We start from the raw sequence: 19,655 nt of genomic DNA, 5'->3' as shown, positions 1-19,655 counted from the left end.
GACCGTGAAGGAGGGAATTTACTTATGTTCTTCTTATCTCTCTTGTTAATAGGTAGCGCTCTCTGGATTACAATCGACCTTTCATATGGGAGAATTGTTCATTTAAAGCGTGTACGTTCTCGTTCTTTCCCTTTACGTCAAAGTGATTTTCACCTTTATACATACGGAAAAGATTTGTATGACGCCCTATTTACTGATATAAAACAAGCCAAACACCATGTGCACGTTTTATTTTTCATTGTAAAAAATGATGAGATAAGTCGTAAGTTTTTAAAGTTACTTATCGATAAAGCACAAGAAGGGATTGAAGTAAGACTTTTACTCGACCGGTTTGGCAGTCATTATTTATCAAAAGAAGCGATTTACTCGCTACAAAAGCATGGTGTCTCTTTTTCATTTTGTCACAAAGTAAAATTTCCTTTTCCTTTCTTTTCTGCAAATCAAAGAAATCATAGAAAAATTACAGTTATTGACGGGAAAATTGGCTATATTGGTGGATTTAATATTGGCGAGGAATATTTAGGGCATAATCAAAAGTTAGGATTATGGCGAGATTATCATTTACGTCTTACAGGAGAAGGGATACAAGATTTACAAAAACAATTTTTGCATGATTGGCTCGACGATACAGGCCAAAATTTATTAGATTCATCTCTTTATTTTCCTAAGCAACAACCAGGGACCGTTCTACATCGCTTTATCCCTACTGATGGTGCCTATTTACAAAATACATTTTTACAATTAATCGAAAGCGCGAAAAAAGAAATCTTTATCGGTACACCCTATTTCATTCCTGGAAAAAAAATTATGAACGCATTATTAAACGCACAAAAACGTGGGGTTCAAATAACTATTCTCGTTCCACAAAAGGCCGATCACGCCCTCGTTCGAGAAGCAAAATTCCCATATTGCCGAAAGTTAATACAAGCTGGTTGTAATATTTACGCTTTTCAACAAGGATTTTTTCACGCAAAAATCATTATAGTAGACGATCATATTTGTGATATTGGAACTGCTAATTTTGATATGAGAAGTTTATATATTAATCATGAAATCAACTGCCTTTTATACGATAAACATTTCATACAAGAAGTAAAAAATACATTCCATGAAGATCTAAAAAATGCGTCATTACTTTCCTTTGATGATGTCAGCCCACTTTCCCTTATTGATAAGGGCAAAGAATGGGTAGGAACGATACTTGCGTTCTTTTTATAGGAAAGGTGATGAATAAAAGAGGTGTATCCTTTATGATTATACGGTTTGGATATGTCTCACATGCAATGGCATTGTGGGACTGTTCGCCTGCCAAAACAATGACATTTACAAGCTGGAAAAAACTAAAAAAACAAGAACGTGAAGATAAATTATATAATGTCACACTACAAAATCTAGAACACACAATACGCATCCTTCATTACAATATTGCACACGAAATTCCATTATATCGTTTATCATCTTCTATCGTTCCGCTTGCAACACATCCTGAAGTTGAATTTGATTACATTCAACTATTTGCTCCACTATGGCGTAAAATAGGAGCATTAATTCAAGAACACAATTTACGCGTAAGTTTTCACCCAAACCAATTCACACTATTTACAAGCGACAAACCACATATTACAACTAATGCCATTACAGATATGACCTATCATTATAACGTGTTAAATGCTATGGGAATTGCAGATTCTTCCTACATTAATATCCATGTAGGTGGCGCGTATGGAAATAAGGAGAAGGCAATCGAACGTTTTCATGAAAACATACAAAAACTTCCCTACCATATAAAAAGACAGATGACTCTTGAAAATGATGATAAAACATATACTACTTCTGAAACTTTGGCTATTTGCCAAAAAGAAAAAATCCCTTTCGTGTTCGATTATCATCATCACATAGCGAACCTTTGTAATGAACCGCTAGAAGAATTACTTCCTATGATATTTAAAACTTGGTCACATACAAATATCCCTCCTAAAGTTCACATTTCTTCCCCTAAATCAAAAAAAGAATTTAGGGCTCACGCTGAATATATTGATTTAGAGTTTATTAAGCCTTTCTTACACATTGCAAAAAAAAACAATCATAATTTCGATATTATGATTGAAAGTAAACAGAAAGATTTAGCAATGCTACAATTAATATGTGAACTATCCTCTATAAGAGGAATAAAAAGAATAAATAGCGCAACATTGCAATGGTAAATTGTAATGTTGCGCTATTTTTTTCAAAAAAAGTAATTTTTATAGTAAAAAACACCCTATTTTATATGCTATGATTGGAATTAGCATTTTCCACCTGAGATTCAACTTTATTGAAATGGAGTCATAATATGATTAATCAAAAGAAATATGTACAATTTGTCATGATGTATATAATTATATTTTCTCTTTGGATATTCCTTATCCCTAGGAATTTAAATATAAAAGAAATTGGAATTCTCTTCTTATTTTGTTTTGCGGCACTCTTTTCTTGCTATTGCTTATATAAAGCAATTAAGAAGATGAAAAGCAGTGACAAACTATTTTGGGTTTTACTACTATGTACTTGCATATGTGGACTAATTATGGAAATAACTTTATTTCTTCATTCACTTTCTATTTATGATCAAGTCATATTCTCATATAAAGCACTACCTTTTTTCATCATACAATATATTTTGCTTTTTTCTGGCTTTGCTATAAAGTTTATAAAACATTACTCCATTAGAGGTCTTGCTCAATTTTCATTCGATAGCATCTTTATTGTTATTATGAATATTTATTTCACCTTAACTTTTATTTTGGATCTTTCAACCTTTCGTATGTTAACAACAGGTACATGGGTTTTAATTGGATACTTTATTGCACAATCATTAGTAATTTACGCCGTTATTAGCCTATATAGAAGGGAACAATATTCTTCTAGTAGAATTTCATTGATTATCGGCTTTACTATCATACTTGTGTACGGATATATACATCTGTTCCAATTAAACAAAGGAATGGAAACTTCTTCTGAAGTCTCTTATTTAATACATACTGCTTCGATTTTACTAATCGGCTTATCGTCCATACTGTACATTTTGGATAAGCCCATGCAACATGAAACGAAAACGAAATATTATCGATTCGACTATGTACGTTTTATATTACCTTATTTTAGTATAATCATTACTTTTTCCTTTATTGTCATTCAGCCTTGGGATGATAAGTTCATGCTAATCGGTCTAGTATTATCACTAATCTTATTATTCCTACGACAACTTTATATGTGGAAAGATAATCAAGTATTAATCGATACGTACGAACAGTTGACTACACAACTAGAAGGCAAAGTCGAAGAAGGTGCATCTGCCCTATCAAAAAGTGAACAGCGTTATAAGTCTTTATTCGAAGATCATCCTGATGCTGTTTTTTCTTTAAATATGAACGGGATTTTTCAACAATCTAATAAGGCTTGTGAAAGTTTATTTACAGCCTATTACTGTGAAGTAACAAGCTATTCTCTTATACACTTCATTGATCCACAAGATCATGAATTATTGAAGAAATCTTTACAAAGTACAAAAGAAGGTAGGCCACAAACTCTAGAAATTCGTACAAAAGAAAAAGAAGGCTATTATTATTATCTTCACATTACATTCATCCCTATTTTTATAAATAAAGAAGTTGTTGGGATGTTTGGTATAGCACGTGATATTACAACTTTATATGAAAAACAAAAACAAGTAGAGCATTTGGCTTTCCATGATGCACTTACAGGACTACCGAATCGACGAAAATTCGAAAAAGATTTAAAAACGATTTTAAATACAGCGCAAAACAACACTAATGACGTTGCCGTCATGTTCCTCGACTTAGATCGATTTAAAAAAATTAACGATCGACTCGGTCATGATGTCGGAGATTTATTATTAATTGAAGTGGCAAAAAGATTACGTGGATGTTTGCGTTCAAAAGATATCGTTGCCCGCCAAGGCGGAGATGAATTTACGATCCTATTACCAGATATGTACTCTGAAAAAAGTGCTGCTTTTATAGCCGAACAAATTTTAACCATCTTAAATAAGCCTTACTTCATTAAAGATGAAGAACTTTCTGTTACACCGAGTATCGGAATTGCAATGTTTCCGGAATACGGAACCGATGTAACCGAATTAATGAAAAATGCAGATATGGCTATGTACCGAGCAAAAGCTAATGGGAAAAATAGATTCATTTTCTTCTCAAAAGAAATGAGTGTTGCGCAAAATGAACTACACTTCCTAGAAGGTGAACTTTCAAAGGCTCTGCAACAAAATGAATTTTTCCTTGAATATCAGCCACAAGTAAGCACAAAAACAAAACAAATTATCGGTTTTGAAGCATTAATTCGTTGGAAGCATCCAAAACTCGGCATCGTATCTCCTGCCCAATTCATTCCTCTAGCGGAGGAAACCGGATTTATTATTGAACTTGGAAATTGGATTTTACGTACTGCTTGCTTAGAGGCAAAAAGGTGGCATAACCAAGGATTTTCTCACTTAAAGGTTGGTGTAAATTTATCTGTTGTTCAATTTAACCATGCAGATTTAATTCCAACTATTTCAAAGGTTTTAGAAGAAACAGAACTAAAACCAGAAGCACTAGATATTGAAATTACGGAAAGTATTGCAATTAATCAAAATCAATCTGTAGTTGCTAAACTAGAAGAACTTCAAAATCTCGGTATCCAAATTTCAATTGATGACTTTGGAACTGGTTATAGTTCTTTAGCTTATTTAACGAAATATCCAATCAATACATTAAAAATTGCTCGAGAGTTTATTTGTGGAATTACAAATAGCCCTTTAGAAGAAGCGATTATCGCTTCCATTATTAAGCTATCGAAAGAATTAAATTTAGAGGTTATTGCGGAAGGTGTAGAAACAGAAGAACAATGGAAGTTTTTACACGAACAAAACTGTGACCACATTCAAGGATTCCTCTTTAGCAAACCTGTTTCTAGTAAAGACGTTTGGATGTTACTCCACAAAAAAACAACCGTCTAAGTAAGACGGTTGTTTTTTTAATATTCAAAAGGTAGATCCGCCGCTAATTGTACCTCTTGATCGTTATGAGAAATTACTTGGCTTTTCTCTAAAGCTGTATCCCCTAGTGAAATACCCCATGCCATTGCTAACGTTAATAGACTACCAATAAGTAGTTTCTTCATATTCCATCACCCACGTTTTTTCTTTTAATATATCATGAAAATTTATCCATATCGTATGCAATTATGCATATCCATTTTTTAGGATTTTTATCTACTGATTTTATTTGCGAGCGCTTCTTTATATGCATGCATTTCTAATATATCAAAAAAGAAACTTGCCTTTTTATATGCATCTTCAATCTCTGCCCCATCATACTCCAACTTCCCTAGGCATTCACCTCTTTGATAATATAGCTGTCCAATTAATGCCATACTATTAATTCGGCACGATATTTCAATCGCTTTATTTACTTGATAAAGTGACTCTTCATATTGATCATCTAAGTATAATGCTTTTGCATGATTATACCTTACCTTCACGTCAAATTCTTCATTATCATGCAATGCTTCTAATTGTTTTAATATATCTTCAAATAACTCAATGCTCTTCTTAAAATAGCTATTTTCAGCATAAATATTTGCAATTGCATTTTCTATATAAAGATTTTGATACATATCTATCCCAGTTAATTGTTGATTTAGTAGCTTTTTTAACTCCAAAATACAATATTCATAATCAATCTTCTTCAACACATACGCAGATACATGATATTGCCATTGAAGAAACTGCTGAAACTCAGGGTGATATTCTTCCTTTTTCAGCTCATTCCATACTTTATTATAAATTTCTTTATATTTCTTTTGCTTACAAAGTACAATAATTTGATCTTTGAACTGCTTTTTCTTCTCAATATCGGAATAAATGAGTACCTCATAAAAATGAATAATGGGAACTTGTAACTTTGCTGCAATACCTTGCAATATATCCATACTTGGGTATACCGCGCCCGACTCAATTCTGCTCACCTCCGATTGATGACATACATTATCGGAGAGTTGTTTCTGTGTTAATCCTCTCATTCCCCTAATTTTCTTTATTTCGCTTCCTAGTTTTTCTGCGTGCATACTTGCTCACCGTCCCATTATAACAATCTAATTTGTTAAGTTGTCATACCACTACAATAATGTGAATTCGACAATTTTTGATATGAAATAATGCATAATATATATAAAATTCGGCAAATTTTTCATACAATTCATCTCACATACAATAATAGATTAGAAGTTTTATAGGTAAATTATGGAAAAATTGCTCGTGCTTTTCGTTACATTCGGTCTTCTTTATCCTTTATCAGCAGAAGCTGTTCACACCCAAGAATTAGACAAAAATGAAGTAAAAGTTGAAATTGCTCAGCCTAGTTTAAAGATAAAAAAATTAACACAACCTCAAAATAATACGAAAAAAATATGGCGAAAAAGTATTTAAACGATGAGATAAACGAGGCTAAAGCTCAACAAGAGTGAGTGACAACTGAAATGAATGTAGATTCCCAACCTACAAATAAAGATACCAAAGAAAATAAAACCGAAGTTCGCCTTGCACAAACTTACAAAAACTATAAAGTATATGTTCAAGATCTCATTGTAAAAGTAGATAAAAATGGAGTAATTACAATTGTTAGTGGCAAATCTGTCCAAAATTTAGACCAACAACCTAATCTTACTATAACAAATTTTTTGTCGAAAAATGAAGTAAAATCTACATTACGTACTACACTTCAAATTCCAAGCGACTCAGCTGAGACGGAATTCTCTAGTGAAACCGTTGTTTATAAGAAAAAAGAAGCTTACCACTCATAGGTAAACTTCTTTTCATATCCATCCCTTTTCTTCTGCAATTGTAATTGCCTCAATTCTATTTTTCGCATCTAGCTTCGTTAATACTTCAGAAATGTAATTACGTACTGTACCCGGTGAAAGATAAAGTGCCTTCGCAATTTCATTTGCCGTTTTTCCTTCTTTAGCAAGTAGCAATAATTCTTTTTCGCGATCTGATAACGGATTTTGCTCCTGCCATAGGCCGAACATTAAATCTTGAGAGATCTCCCGTTTTCCTTTCATTACATTACGAATCCCTGCAGCTAAATCTTCACTTGGGCTATCTTTTAATAAATATCCGTGCACGCCAGCTTTCATTGCTCGTTCAAAATATCCAGGGCGCGCAAAGGTTGTTAAAATCATTACTTTGCATGCTGATTTTTCTTTCTTTAACGTTTCCGCAACATCTAATCCACTTTGAATCGGCATTTCAATATCCATAATGCTTACATCAGGCTTTAGCGATTCGATTAATTTTAGTGCCTCTTCCCCGTTCGCAGCTTGCCCAATTACTTCAATATCCTCTTCTAGATCAAGTAGGGCCCCCAATGCACCACGAAGCATCCGCTGATCTTCTGCAATAATAATTCGAATCATGCCCTCACCTCATCTTTTCCTGTTCTAATAACAACTGGAACTTTTACTGTTAATAGTGTCCCTGGATTGATCGTAACCAGTTCAACAAACCCATCAATAAGAGCGATGCGCTCCTTCATACCACGAATGCCATTCCCATCGTGGCTTTGATCTGCTAAACCGATTCCGTTATCTTCTACTGTCAAAATCAATTCACCTTGTGATTCTAGTACAGAAACTGTGCAACATGTTGCCTTACTGTGCTTTACAACATTCGTAACAGCCTCACGTAAACACATCCCCACAATATTTTGCTCAATTGGTGATAACGAACTCGAACTTGCTTCCTGCTTCACTTCTAGTTCGACATTAGCCGCTTGTAAGATCGCCTTTATTTGCTCAAGCTCTTCTTCCACTGTAATCATACGCATATCAGAAATTAATTCCCTTAGCTGCTTTAAAGCGGTACGAGATGTTTGTGTAATTTCTTTCGCTTCCGCACTTGCACGCTCCGGATTTTTTACAATTAACTTCTCCACAAGCTGACTTTTTAACGTAATAAGAGATAGCGTATGCCCTAACGTATCATGAAGATCTCTTGCAATCCGTTGCCGCTCTTCACGTTTGACTAAGTCCTTAATTTGTTCGTTTGCTTCGTTTAATTGATTCTTTAACATCTTTTTTTGATTAAAATTACGCATCCCGAATGGCGTAAGAAGCATTAAGATAAACATCGGAACAATATTTACTAAACTTGTAGTTGTTAGTTGATTCATATTTACAAATACAAATGCTCCAAGCATTATAACTAACAAACATAATAGCACTCGAAAAACTTTCTTATTTGGCGCAAATCCCATCGCACTTGCTGTGAAAAAGCCAAAGAATATCATGAAAGGATTGTAAAATAAAGCAAATAAAAAGATGAGTACCATTTGAATACATGCCCAAAAAACAAACGTCCTCTGCACAAAATAAAGCTGACGGTATGTGATGATGAAAACTATCAACATACCGCTTCCAATTACAAGCTTCCACCCTGACGCCTGCGATAAATGGTAAATTGGAAATAATAAATACACGAGAAACATATACGGGAAGAACCCCATATGTTTCGGAAAAATCTCAATCCTCTTCTTCTCTATCATTTATACCGCTTCCTGTCTTTTTCTTATATATATTGATACTACAACAAATATAAGGAAATAACCTCCTAATACCGCAATATTTTCCCACCCGATTGATTTTCCAGCTACAATATCCCATGCACCGCTTCCGAAGTGATATGTTGGTGTCCATTCACCAATAGATCTTAATATTTTCGGAAATACTTCGATCGGCATCCATAGACCACCAAGAATCGCTAAACACATATTTAAAATATTTGCTAATCCTGCTGCTGCATCCGCCTTCTTAATAGAACCTATTACTGTTCCCAACGCTAAAAATGGTGTTACACCTAACAATAACCATAATCCAGCGCCAATCCATTGCCCTACTGTTAACTCAACATGATTAATTAATATTCCTGCGATAAAGATAACTAAGATTGAAAAAGCATTCACTACAGTTTGAGCGATGATTTTGGCTGTTATATATGCCCCCTCTGGAAGTGGTGTAATTTTCAACAAATGTGTCCACCCTTGCCCTTTTTCCTGAGAAAGTCTCACACCGAAACTAAAAAGGGCAGTCCCTACAATACTGAAAGTCGCCATTGAAATTAAATAATGTGCTTTCCATGCATCTCCGTTTTGCGGGACTTGAACAACATTTGTAAAGATGTAATAAAACATAACTGGCATTAATAATGAGAAAAAGATGAATAATTTATTGCGGAACGTACGTAAAACCTCTATTTTACATTGCATCCATAATGCTCTCATGCGATTCCCTCCTTCTGATTTGCAACAAACTGTTCAAATGCTTCATCAAGGCTTCCACGTTCAACTGAAACGTCAGTTACAGGTAGATTCCTCTGATAAATTGCTTGTAAAGTGGCATCTGTATCTTCCGTCGTTAAAGTGAAGCGCCCTTCATTTGACTGTACTTCTGTTACATGGGGTAATTCCTTTAGTAAACTCTTAGGAATTTTCTCTTTCGAATAAAACGAGATTGTTTTTCGAGAAATCGTCGCTTTCATCTCATCCGGTGTGCCATCTGCGATAATCTTTCCGTTCGCAAATAATAAAATTCGATCTGCTAATGCATCCGCTTCTTCTAAATAATGTGTTGTTAAAATAATCGTTTTCCCTTCACTTGCTAATTTTCTAATCGTTTCCCAAAACGTTTTTCGAGATGTAATGTCCATCCCTACAGTTGGTTCATCTAAAAATAACAAGTCTGGATTCCCTGCAAGTGCTAGCGCAAAATTTAACCTTCTTTTTTGACCGCCCGATAATTTCTCACATCTTTGCTTTCGTTCTGATTCTAAGTTTGACAACTGCAGTAATGTTTCTTTCTCTACAGGATTCGTATAATAACTACGGAATAACTCGATTGCCTCTTCTACCGTGATGCTATCAATCACACTTACTTCTTGCAGCATCGCACCGAGGCTATTGCGAACCTCTCTATGCTTCGGACTCTTTCCAAATATAGAGATATTCCCTTCTGTTGGATCTTTTAACCCAAGCATCATTGAAATTGTCGTTGTTTTCCCCGCACCATTCGGGCCGAGTAATGCTACTATTTGCCCTTTATTCACATGAAATGAAACGTTATTTACTGCTTTTTTATGTTTAAATGTTTTAGAAACACCATTTACTTCAATAATCTTTTCCATCTCTCCACCCCCGCCGTTTCTTATATTTACATTGTATGCTCTGGAAAAGTTAGGAAACAGTATGATGCGTCATGACATCCATATGACAATTGTCATGTATTCTCTATGAGAGGAATCAACCCGCATACCGCACGCGAGTAGCAGTACAAAAACAAACATGATACAATCGGATAAGACATATATTCGAGGAAGGACAGTGGTTTTCATGATTATTCGTAATGAACAAGATTTAGAGGGTTTACGAAAAATCGGCCGCATCGTTGCACTTGCACGCGAAGAAATGAAGAAACAAGCGAAGCCAGGTATGACAACGAAAGAGCTTGATTTAATTGGTAAAAAAGTATTAGACGAGAACGGTGCTATTTCAGCGCCTGAAAAAGAATATAAATTCCCAGGTGTAACTTGCATTAGTGTAAATGAAGAAGTTGCTCACGGCATTCCAGGCGATCGTGTACTAAAAGAAGGCGACTTAGTAAACGTAGACGTATCGGCAGCACTTGACGGCTATTATGCAGATACAGGTATCTCTTTTGTTCTTGGAGAAGATGAAGAAAAAGAAAAGCTATGCCAAGCTGCAGTAGATGCATTTTGGGAAGCAATGAAAAAAATAAAAGCTGGATCAAAACAAAATCAAATTGGTCGTGCTGTTTCTAACTTTGCACATAAAAGTGGCTATAACGTAATCCAAAACTTAACTGGTCACGGCATTGGTCTTAGCTTACACGAAGCTCCAAACCACATTTTAAGCTACTATGATCCAATGGATAATGCACTTCTAAAAGACGGTCTTGTTATCGCTGTAGAGCCATTCATCTCAATGAAAGCAGATCATATTATTGAGCGCGGTGATGATGGTTGGACATTCGTTACACCAGACAAAAGCCTTGTTGCACAATGTGAACACACAATCGTTGTAACACGTGGTGAACCGATTATTTTAACTCAACTATAATAAAAAAATGGCCGTTTTGTAGATTCCTTCTACTAAAGCGGCTGTTTTTTATTATGTAACATCCCCATAAACAGAAGGCTTATAAAAATAAAAAGGTGATACATCAAAGTATCACCTTTTTAACGGGGTGAGGCTGTCCAAAAGTACGGAAAACTCTTGAACAGCCTCGTATTTTCATATGGATGCCTTACATATATCACTGATGATAATTATGAAATGCGGAAACATAGTTATCATCACATGATTCAAACAAAAGAAAAGAAATCCTATAACGGATCTCTTTTCCCTACATAATCTAAAGTTTGGGTACACTAGATTCATGCAATGTAGGAGCCTTCAAAACAGAAAGCGATCCTTCATTTAAAATGATAGCATACATATATCCGCTAAAAATATGCAAATGTGCATATAACGTTTATTATCCCACTTATTAAGGTTTCACTTTATTTCTCAATATCAATAGATTGAAATTTCAGAAATCAAAAGATAAAATAAGGTCGTTATCCGTCTTCTTTTGTCAGTCAGAGAGAATAGAAGAATGGGAGAGGAAAAAATGAGAAAATCACTGAAACAAAAAATAGTAAGCTCCTTGCTTGCTGTATCACTCGCTGTTAGCTTAGCTCCAATCGGACAAGCAAAAGCTGATTCCACGTCAGAAATTACACAAACTCCATCTATTACAAAACAAGTTGATGCAAGCCGTGCCATCGAGCATATCCGTTTCTTATCCGAAACAATCGGTCCTCGTCCAGGTGGTACAAAATCAGAAGAATGGGCTTCTCGCTATGTTGGTATGAAGCTTAAATCAATGGGATATGAGGTAGAATATCAGCCCTTTCAAGTGCCGGATCAATACGTTGGATTTATCGAATCACCATTAGGGACAAAGCGTAATTGGCAAGCTGGCGCTGCTCCAAATGCACTAATTTCTACAGAAGCTGTTACAGCTCCGCTTATCTTTGTTCAAGGTGGTACAAAGTTGGACGATATTCCAAATGAGGTAAACGGAAAAATTGTTTTATTCGAAAGAGGGGCAACAGTAGCAGATTATAATAAACAAGTTGAAAATGCTGTTAGTAAAGGGGCAAAAGGGGTGCTTTTATACAGCTTAATTGGAGGTCGTGGCAACTACGGACAAACCTTCAATCCTCGCTTAACTAAAAAGCAGTCTATCCCTGTCTTTGGTCTTGCTTATGCTCAAGGAAACGCGTTTAAAGAAGAAATTGCTAAAAAAGAGACAACAATGCTTTCCCTAAAAGCGAGACATGAATCTAATTTAACATCACTAAATGTCATCGCTAAAAAGAAACCAAAAAATAGTACAGGTAATGAAAAAGCTGTTGTTGTAAGTTCACACTATGATAGTGTCGTTGGAGCACCTGGGGCAAATGATAATGCTTCTGGTACAGGATTAGTATTAGAATTAGCTCGTGCTTTTCAAAATGTAGAAACTGATAAAGAAATTCGTTTTATTGCTTTTGGTTCTGAAGAAACTGGCTTACTTGGCTCTGATTATTATGTTAATAGTCTATCCCAAAAAGAACGCGATCGAATTTTAGGTGTCTTTAACGCAGACATGGTTGCAACAAATTATGATAAAGCAAAGAATTTATATGCAATGACTCCTGATGGATCAACGAACCTTGTAACAGATGCTGCCTTACAAGCAGGTAAACAATTAAATAATGATCTCGTTCTTCAAGGAAAATTCGGCTCTAGTGATCACGTACCATTTGCTGAAGTGGGTATTCCTTCTGCACTATTTATTTGGATGGGTGTCGATAGTTGGAATCCATTAATCTATCATATCGAAAAGGTATATCACACGCCTCAAGATAATGTATTTGAGAACATTTCACCAGAACGTATGAAAATGGCATTGGAAGTTATTGGAACTGGTGTTTATAACACTCTTCAAAAACCTGTTACTCAAACAGGGCAAAAAGCTGCTTAATACTATTTCAAGCTACCGATTAATCGGTGGCTTTTTATTAAGGAGAAATAAATATGTATAAAAGTATATTTATTGCATAGAATTATTACCCGAAAAAGTCTTAATATATAAATTGTAGTATATTAATTACACGATTTATAGTGTATAATATAAAATGTAATATATTAATTCGATTGTATTGTTTAATGGTATTACCATGTAGAATAAAAATTGTAATAATAGTAATTACATCTAATAAAGAAGGCTTTCTATTATGAAAAAATTATTCTTGCAGTTGTGTTAGTTTCAACAGTTATTTCAGGAACTAATGCTTTTATTCCTGAAATAAACGTTGCAGCAGCTACGCAAAAACAAAGCTTTACAAAATACTATTTCTAAATTAGCTATAAAAATGACTATGCGTTCAGCCAAAACTTAATGGAACATGGGCATTGATTTTAAATTACATGAGATACTACACCACATTCTAAGCTTATGGTCCAATGGATAACAGGCTTTTCGAAAGCGTTTTCAATATCACTTTAGAGCCGCTTACCTCTATGAAAGCTGCCTATATTATTCGGACGCTGGTTGAGTCCAACTTGAAACTGTTCTCTTTTTTCTATAAAAAACCCTTCAGGTTGCATTCTTCCCTTCACTTTATCGTGAAGTTTTTTGAATACTTACCTAAAGGGCGTAATACCAATAGTAATTTTTTAATTTGTCTGCTACTAAGATTACAGTGTAATCAATAACCTAAATCTTTTTATTATTTTATTCGCTGACGAGCGAGTAGGATTCCACCTAAAAGGAACAATACCATACCTCCAAGAATTGAACTCATTTCTGCTGATGTTCCTCCTGTGTTAGGAAGTAATGTTGGCTTATCATTTTCTGTAGTAGGTGGAACTTTTGAATCGCTATTTTTGTCTGTATTTGTGTTTGGAACTGTACCTGGATCTTTCGGATCTGTGCTTGGATCTTTTGGATCTGTGCTTGGGTCTTTTGGATCTGTGCTTGGATCTTTTGGATCTGTGCTTGGGTCTTTTGGATCTGTGCTTGGATCTTTTGGATCTGTGCTTGGGTCTTTTGGATCTGTGCTTGGATCTTTTGGATCTGTGCTTGGGTCTTTTGGATCTACACCTGATTCGTCCTTGATTTTTGTATTCGTGATGTCATAACCATTTACTTCGGATTTGTATCCCGCTACTGGTTGTTCTTTCACTTCATACTTGTACGCTACTCCGTTTGCATCATATACTTGTAGTTTTTCAAACGTGTACTTCCAGTTTGTTGCCACGCTTACTTCTTTCGTGTCAATAACTTTTCCATTTTGTAATAAGTCTACTTTAATGGATATTGGACGATCTATTGCGTTGTTATCATCCCAGACTTTCTTACCACTGATTTCTGTCGTTTCTGTATTTTTGTACGTGTTCGTAATTGTTGTTCCTTCTACTTTTGTTTCGTAGCGGTCAACTTTCACTTCACTTACTGTGTACTTAAACTCATTTCCTTGTCCATCGTACTTTGGTAGATCTTTGAAGCTGAAAGTCCAGTTGCCTTTTTCATCAGCTTTCACTTCTTTTGTTTGGAACTCTGCTCCATTTTGAAGTAATTGAACTGTGATGCCTTCTGGACGTGTGTTGAACTTATTGTTGTAGTCTTCCCAGACTTTCTTACCACTTACTTCTGTTGTTTCTGTACTTTTGTACGTGTTCGTAATTGTTGTTCCTTCTACTTTTGTTTCATAGCGGTCAACTTTCACTTCACTTACTGTGTACTTAAACTCATTTCCTTGTTCATCGTACTTTGGTAAGTCTTTGAAATTGAAATTCCAGTTTCCTTCCTTATCTGCTTCCACTTTCACGTCTTGTAACACTTTATCATTTTGAAGCAATTGTACTGTGATACTTCCTGGACGTGTGTTGAATTTATTGTTGTAGTCTTCCCAGATTTTCTTACCACTTACTTCTGTTGTTTCTGTATTTTTGTACGTGTTCGTAATTGTTGTTCCTTCTACTTTTGTTTCGTAGCGGTCAACTTTCACTTCACTTACTGTGTACTTAAACTCATTTCCTTGTTCATCGTACTTTGGTAGATCTTTGAAGCTGAAAGTCCAGTTGCCTTTTTCATCAGCTTTCACTTCTTTTGTTTGGAACTCTGCTCCATTTTGAAGTAATTGAACTGTGATGCCTTCTGGACGTGTGTTGAACTTATTGTTGTAGTCTTCCCAGACTTTCTTACCACTTACTTCTGTTGTTTCTGTACTTTTGTACGTGTTCGTAATTGTTGTTCCTTCTACTTTTGTTTCATAGCGGTCAACTTTCACTTCACTTACTGTGTACTTAAACTCATTTCCTTGTTCATCGTACTTTGGTAGGTCTTTGAAATTGAAATTCCAGTTTCCTTCCTTATCTGCTTCCACTTTCACGTCTTGTAACACTTTATCATTTTGAAGCAATTGTACTGTGATACTTCCTGGACGTGTGTTGAATTTATTGTTGTAGTCTTCCCAGATTTTCTTACCACTTACTTCTGTTGTTTCTGTATTTTTGTACGTGTTCGTAATTGTTGTTCCTTCTACTTTTGTTTCGTAGCGGTCAACTTTCACTTCACTTACTGTGTACTTAAACTCATTTCCTTGTTCATCGTACTTTGGTAGATCTTTGAAGCTGAAAGTCCAGTTGCCTTTTTCATCAGCTTTCACTTCTTTTGTTTGGAACTCTGCTCCATTTTGAAGTAATTGAACTGTGATGCCTTCTGGACGTGTGTTGAATTTGTTGTTGTAGTCTTCCCAGACTTTCTTACCACTTACTTCTGTTGTTTCTGTATTTTTGTACGTGTTCGTAATTGTTGTTCCTTCTACTTTTGTTTCATAGCGGTCAACTTTCACTTCACTTACTGTGTACTTAAACTCATTTCCTTGTTCATCGTACTTTGGTAGGTCTTTGAAATTGAAATTCCAGTTTCCTTCCTTATCTGCTTCCACTTTCACGTCTTGTAACACTTTATCATTTTGAAGCAATTGTACTGTGATACTTCCTGGACGTGTGTTGAATTTATTGTTGTAGTCTTCCCAGATTTTCTTACCACTTACTTCTGTTGTTTCTGTATTTTTGTACGTGTTCGTAATTGTTGTTCCTTCTACTTTTGTTTCGTAGCGGTCAACTTTCACTTCACTTACTGTGTACTTAAACTCATTTCCTTGTTCATCGTACTTTGGTAGATCTTTGAAGCTGAAAGTCCAGTTGCCTTTTTCATCAGCTTTCACTTCTTTTGTTTGGAACTCTGCTCCATTTTGAAGTAATTGAACTGTGATGCCTTCTGGACGTGTGTTGAATTTGTTGTTGTAGTCTTCCCAGACTTTCTTACCACTTACTTCTGTTGTTTCTGTATTTTTGTACGTGTTCGTAATTGTTGTTCCTTCTACTTTTGTTTCGTAGCCATCAACTTTTACTTCACTTACTGTGTACTTAAACTCATTTCCTTGTCCATCGTACTTCGGTAGGTCTTTGAAATTGAAATTCCAGTTTCCTTCCTTATCTGCTTCCACTTTCACGTCTTGTAACACTTTATCATTTTGAAGCAGTTGTACTGTGATACTTCCTGGACGTGTGTTGAATTTGTTGTTGTAGTCTTCCCAGATTTTCTTACCACTTACTTCTGTTGTTTCTGTATTTTTGTACGTGTTCGTAATTGTTGTTCCTTCTACTTTTGTTTCATAGCGGTCAACTTTCACTTCACTTACTGTGTACTTAAACTCATTTCCTTGTTCATCGTACTTTGGTAGATCTTTGAAGCTGAAAGTCCAGTTGCCTTTTTCATCAGCTTTCACTTCTTTTGTTTGGAACTCTGCTCCATTTTGAAGTAATTGTACTGTGATGCCTTCTGGACGTGTGTTGAACTTATTGTTGTAGTCTTCCCAGACTTTCTTACCACTTACTTCTGTTTTGTCCGTATTCTTGTAAGTATTCGTAATTGTTGTTCCTTCTACTTTTGTTTCGTAGCGGTCAACTTTCACTTCACTTACTGTGTACTTAAACTCATTTCCTTGTTCATCGTACTTTGGTAGATCTTTGAAGCTGAAAGTCCAGTTGCCTTTTTCATCAGCTTTCACTTCTTTTGTTTGGAACTCTGCTCCATTTTGAAGTAATTGTACTGTGATACTTCCTGGGCGTGTGTTGAATTTGTTGTTGTAGTCTTCCCATTTCTTCGTTCCTGAAACTGATATCTTGCCTACTTTTGTATTTGTGATGTCATAACCTTCTACTTTTGATTCATATCCAGCCACCGGCTGTTCTTTCACTTTATACTCGTATGCCTTACCTTCGGCATCATATGCCGCTAATTCTTTGAATTCATACTTCCAATCTGTTTCCGCTGTTACTTCTTTCGTATCTACTACTTTATCGTTTTGTAGTAAGTCTATTTTGATTGTTGTTGGACGATCTTTTGCGTTGTTATCGTTCCATTTCTTCGTTCCTGAAACTGATATCTTGCCTACTTTTGTATTTGTGATGTCGTAACCTTCTACTTTTGATTCATATCCAGCTACCGGCTGTTCTTTCACTTTATACTCGTATACCTTACCTTCGGCATCATATGCCGCTAATTCTTTGAATTCATACTTCCAATCTGTTTCCGCTGTTACTTCTTTCGTATCTACTACTTTATCGTTTTGTAGTAAGTCTACTTTGATTGAACTTGGACGATCTTCCCCGTTATCGCCTTTCCATGTTTTTGTTCCTTCTACCTTTGTTGTTTGTACCACTTTTGTATTCGTAATATCATAACCTTTGACTTCTGTTTGATATCCATCTACCGGTTGTTCTTTCACTTCATACTTGTACGCTACTCCATTTGCATCATAGACTGCTAGGTTGTCAAATTTGTATTTCCAACCGTCTGCCGCTGTTACTTCTTTCGTGTCTACTATTTTCTCATTTTGTAGTAAGTCTACTTTGATTGAACTTGGACGATCTTTCTCGTTGTCGCCTTCCCACATCTTCGTTCCTGAAACAGATGTAGTTTTTACTTTATTTGGAATATCCAGTTCGACTCCATTTTCATCATCTGATTTTATTTCAAACGCTACTTTTTTCTGAGGATCGAAATCAATATAGTCTGGAGCTGAAACCTCTTGTACATAATATTTACCTGGTGATAATTGAGGAGTTTCAACTATCCCTTTTTCATTTGTTTTATATTCGTCCCCAACTTGTTCACCAGACTCTTTATACAACTTAAACGAAACATTCGGAATTACTTTTCCTTTATTTCCTTCAATATGCTTAACAATTTTCAGCTTTCCTTTTGGAACCTTGTTACCAGTAGCACCACCGCCAGCTGTCATATTTTCGACTGGATGAGTACCCGATTCAATAACTAGTTCTTCGTTTGGAACTTGGTAATCAATCGTATAATCATTCTTAAAAGAATCTTGCTTCTTCCCAGCTTCCGTTATAGTAGATGTATAACCAATCGTAAAGGCAGCAAGGCGTGCTTTATCCTTATTAAGCACAACTTTAAATGAATTGTCATCATTAAAGGCAATCGTTCCGTAACCTTGCTTTTCAAACTCTTGTAACGTTAAAGATCGTCGACCTAGATTATCATCTATACTTATATAGAAACTATCCTTATTAAGTGTTTGACCTTCCTGTAAATTATCAGTCACAACAATATCACGACTTAACTCTTCTTTATTTAAGTTTACATTTAAGAACCAACGCACCTCACCCGGCTTACCTCTCATATCACCAGTTTTATAAAAAAACGGCCCCTTTCCAGGATCTGTACCACCACCGCTTGTTGGACCGGTAATTGTTACAGACTGCTTATCTACATTTGTACCAAAATTGGTTTCAATTTCTTTCTTTTCATCCGTTCCTACATTAGCAGCTTCCACGAAAAAGTTTAAATACCCTTCAATATTTTCATGTGTACTCACTTTATCATTAAATGTACATACCACAGTACCTGCAGTGACTTTACAAGTACCATAGTCATTTAATAGAAACTCTGTATCTAATCCTTTTAATTCTGGAGGCAATGTTAATGTTAGTGTGTCTCCAGACTTCAGCTTAAGGCCATCTTTTTCACTGAAGTTTACAGTGACTTTAGTCTGTTGTCCGATAAAAAGGTCTGTTTTATCAATCTTAAAACTATCTACAAGTCCTGCTGTGTTTAACTCTTGTGCATTTGCTACTATAGGTAGCAAACTCTGACCTATAGTAAACATGAAAATCATTATAATCGAAAAAATCGAAGTAACTCTTTTTAAATACATATATTATGTTATCCTCCTATAAAATTAAAAATAGATAAATCCTGGTACAAGCATACTATGACAAAGGTTCTACAATTCAATGTCATTAAGCCAATTTACTAAAATATGTTTGACAGCTATTATCATCTTTTTCTCTTTTTCAATCCTTCTATTACTTAGAAACTTGCAGTTTGGCTCTTATATAGATTCATCTAATATCTCTGACATTTCATTTCTCGTATATACTGTTTAACAAAAACAGATATAG

General features: G+C 35.2%; 14 protein-coding genes. 7 read left to right on the top strand and 7 right to left on the bottom strand.

Going from position 1 to position 19,655, the window contains the following annotated elements; genetic code table 11:
* Positions 1-24: 24 nt before the first annotated feature.
* From cls to SJY24_RS03625, 3 genes are all read left to right on the top strand, one after another.
* Complete coding sequence (cls, locus tag SJY24_RS03635) at positions 25-1,218, top strand: cardiolipin synthase (protein WP_377863780.1); 1,194 nt, start codon at positions 25-27, stop codon at positions 1,216-1,218.
* A 32-nt stretch (positions 1,219-1,250) separates the two neighbouring features.
* Entirely contained in the window at positions 1,251-2,204 is a 954-nt protein-coding gene (uvsE, locus tag SJY24_RS03630) for a UV DNA damage repair endonuclease UvsE (protein ID WP_377863779.1), read from the top strand.
* 128 nt (positions 2,205-2,332) lie between these two features.
* Complete coding sequence (locus tag SJY24_RS03625) at positions 2,333-5,011, top strand: DUF4084 domain-containing protein (protein ID WP_377863778.1); 2,679 nt, start codon at positions 2,333-2,335, stop codon at positions 5,009-5,011.
* Positions 5,012-5,028: 17 nt separating this feature from the next.
* On the opposite strand, the gene SJY24_RS03620 is transcribed toward SJY24_RS03625, so the two are convergent.
* Both SJY24_RS03620 and plcR read right to left on the bottom strand, forming a co-directional pair.
* On the bottom strand, positions 5,029-5,175 hold the full coding sequence (locus SJY24_RS03620; protein ID WP_002034882.1) for a quorum-sensing peptide PapR: 147 nt from the start codon (positions 5,173-5,175) through the stop codon (positions 5,029-5,031).
* A gap of 87 nt (positions 5,176-5,262) precedes the next feature.
* Positions 5,263-6,120: a transcriptional regulator PlcR gene (gene plcR / locus SJY24_RS03615; RefSeq protein WP_377863777.1), complete on the bottom strand. Its 858-nt coding sequence runs from the start codon at positions 6,118-6,120 to the stop codon at positions 5,263-5,265.
* A gap of 175 nt (positions 6,121-6,295) precedes the next feature.
* Between plcR and SJY24_RS03610 the strand changes: the two genes are divergently transcribed.
* Complete coding sequence (locus SJY24_RS03610) at positions 6,296-6,481, top strand: hypothetical protein (protein WP_377863776.1); 186 nt, start codon at positions 6,296-6,298, stop codon at positions 6,479-6,481.
* 50 nt (positions 6,482-6,531) lie between these two features.
* Positions 6,532-6,855, top strand: coding sequence for a bacillolysin (locus SJY24_RS03605; protein WP_377863775.1), 324 nt, complete (start codon positions 6,532-6,534; stop codon positions 6,853-6,855).
* Positions 6,856-6,867: 12 nt separating this feature from the next.
* On the opposite strand, the gene SJY24_RS03600 is transcribed toward SJY24_RS03605, so the two are convergent.
* From SJY24_RS03600 to SJY24_RS03585, 4 genes are read right to left on the bottom strand one after another with little or no spacing between them, the layout of a single operon-like run.
* Entirely contained in the window at positions 6,868-7,470 is a 603-nt protein-coding gene (locus SJY24_RS03600) for a response regulator transcription factor (RefSeq protein WP_377863774.1), read from the bottom strand.
* A complete protein-coding gene (locus SJY24_RS03595) occupies positions 7,467-8,597 on the bottom strand; it encodes a sensor histidine kinase (RefSeq protein WP_377863773.1) in 1,131 nt (376 codons plus the stop codon). Before SJY24_RS03595 ends, SJY24_RS03600 begins: the two co-directional genes overlap by 4 nt.
* On the bottom strand, positions 8,598-9,332 hold the full coding sequence (locus tag SJY24_RS03590) for an ABC transporter permease (RefSeq protein WP_377863772.1): 735 nt from the start codon (positions 9,330-9,332) through the stop codon (positions 8,598-8,600). It lies immediately after the preceding gene.
* Positions 9,329-10,231 (bottom strand): ABC transporter ATP-binding protein, encoded by a 903-nt coding sequence (locus tag SJY24_RS03585; protein WP_377863771.1) that lies wholly within the window; start codon positions 10,229-10,231, stop codon positions 9,329-9,331. The genes SJY24_RS03590 and SJY24_RS03585 overlap by 4 nt, the downstream gene beginning before the upstream one ends.
* 157 nt (positions 10,232-10,388) lie before the next feature.
* On the opposite strand from SJY24_RS03585, the gene map reads away from it, so the two are divergent.
* Together map and SJY24_RS03575 are read left to right on the top strand one after the other, a co-directional pair.
* The gene (gene map / locus SJY24_RS03580) at positions 10,389-11,183 is read left to right on the top strand and encodes a type I methionyl aminopeptidase (RefSeq protein ID WP_377863770.1); all 795 of its coding nucleotides are present in this window, start codon (positions 10,389-10,391) and stop codon (positions 11,181-11,183) included.
* Positions 11,184-11,736: 553 nt separating this feature from the next.
* Complete coding sequence (locus SJY24_RS03575) at positions 11,737-13,137, top strand: M28 family metallopeptidase (protein ID WP_377863769.1); 1,401 nt, start codon at positions 11,737-11,739, stop codon at positions 13,135-13,137.
* A gap of 748 nt (positions 13,138-13,885) precedes the next feature.
* On the opposite strand, the gene SJY24_RS03570 is transcribed toward SJY24_RS03575, so the two are convergent.
* Positions 13,886-19,408, bottom strand: coding sequence for a Cna B-type domain-containing protein (locus SJY24_RS03570; RefSeq protein ID WP_377863768.1), 5,523 nt, complete (start codon positions 19,406-19,408; stop codon positions 13,886-13,888).
* Between the last annotated feature and the right edge of the window lie 247 nt (positions 19,409-19,655).

The organism is Bacillus sp. R86525, assembly GCF_042466195.1.
In the GTDB taxonomy this organism is placed as follows: domain Bacteria; phylum Bacillota; class Bacilli; order Bacillales; family Bacillaceae_G; genus Bacillus_A; species Bacillus_A nitratireducens.
This window is presented reverse-complemented; position numbering and strand designations above follow the sequence as displayed.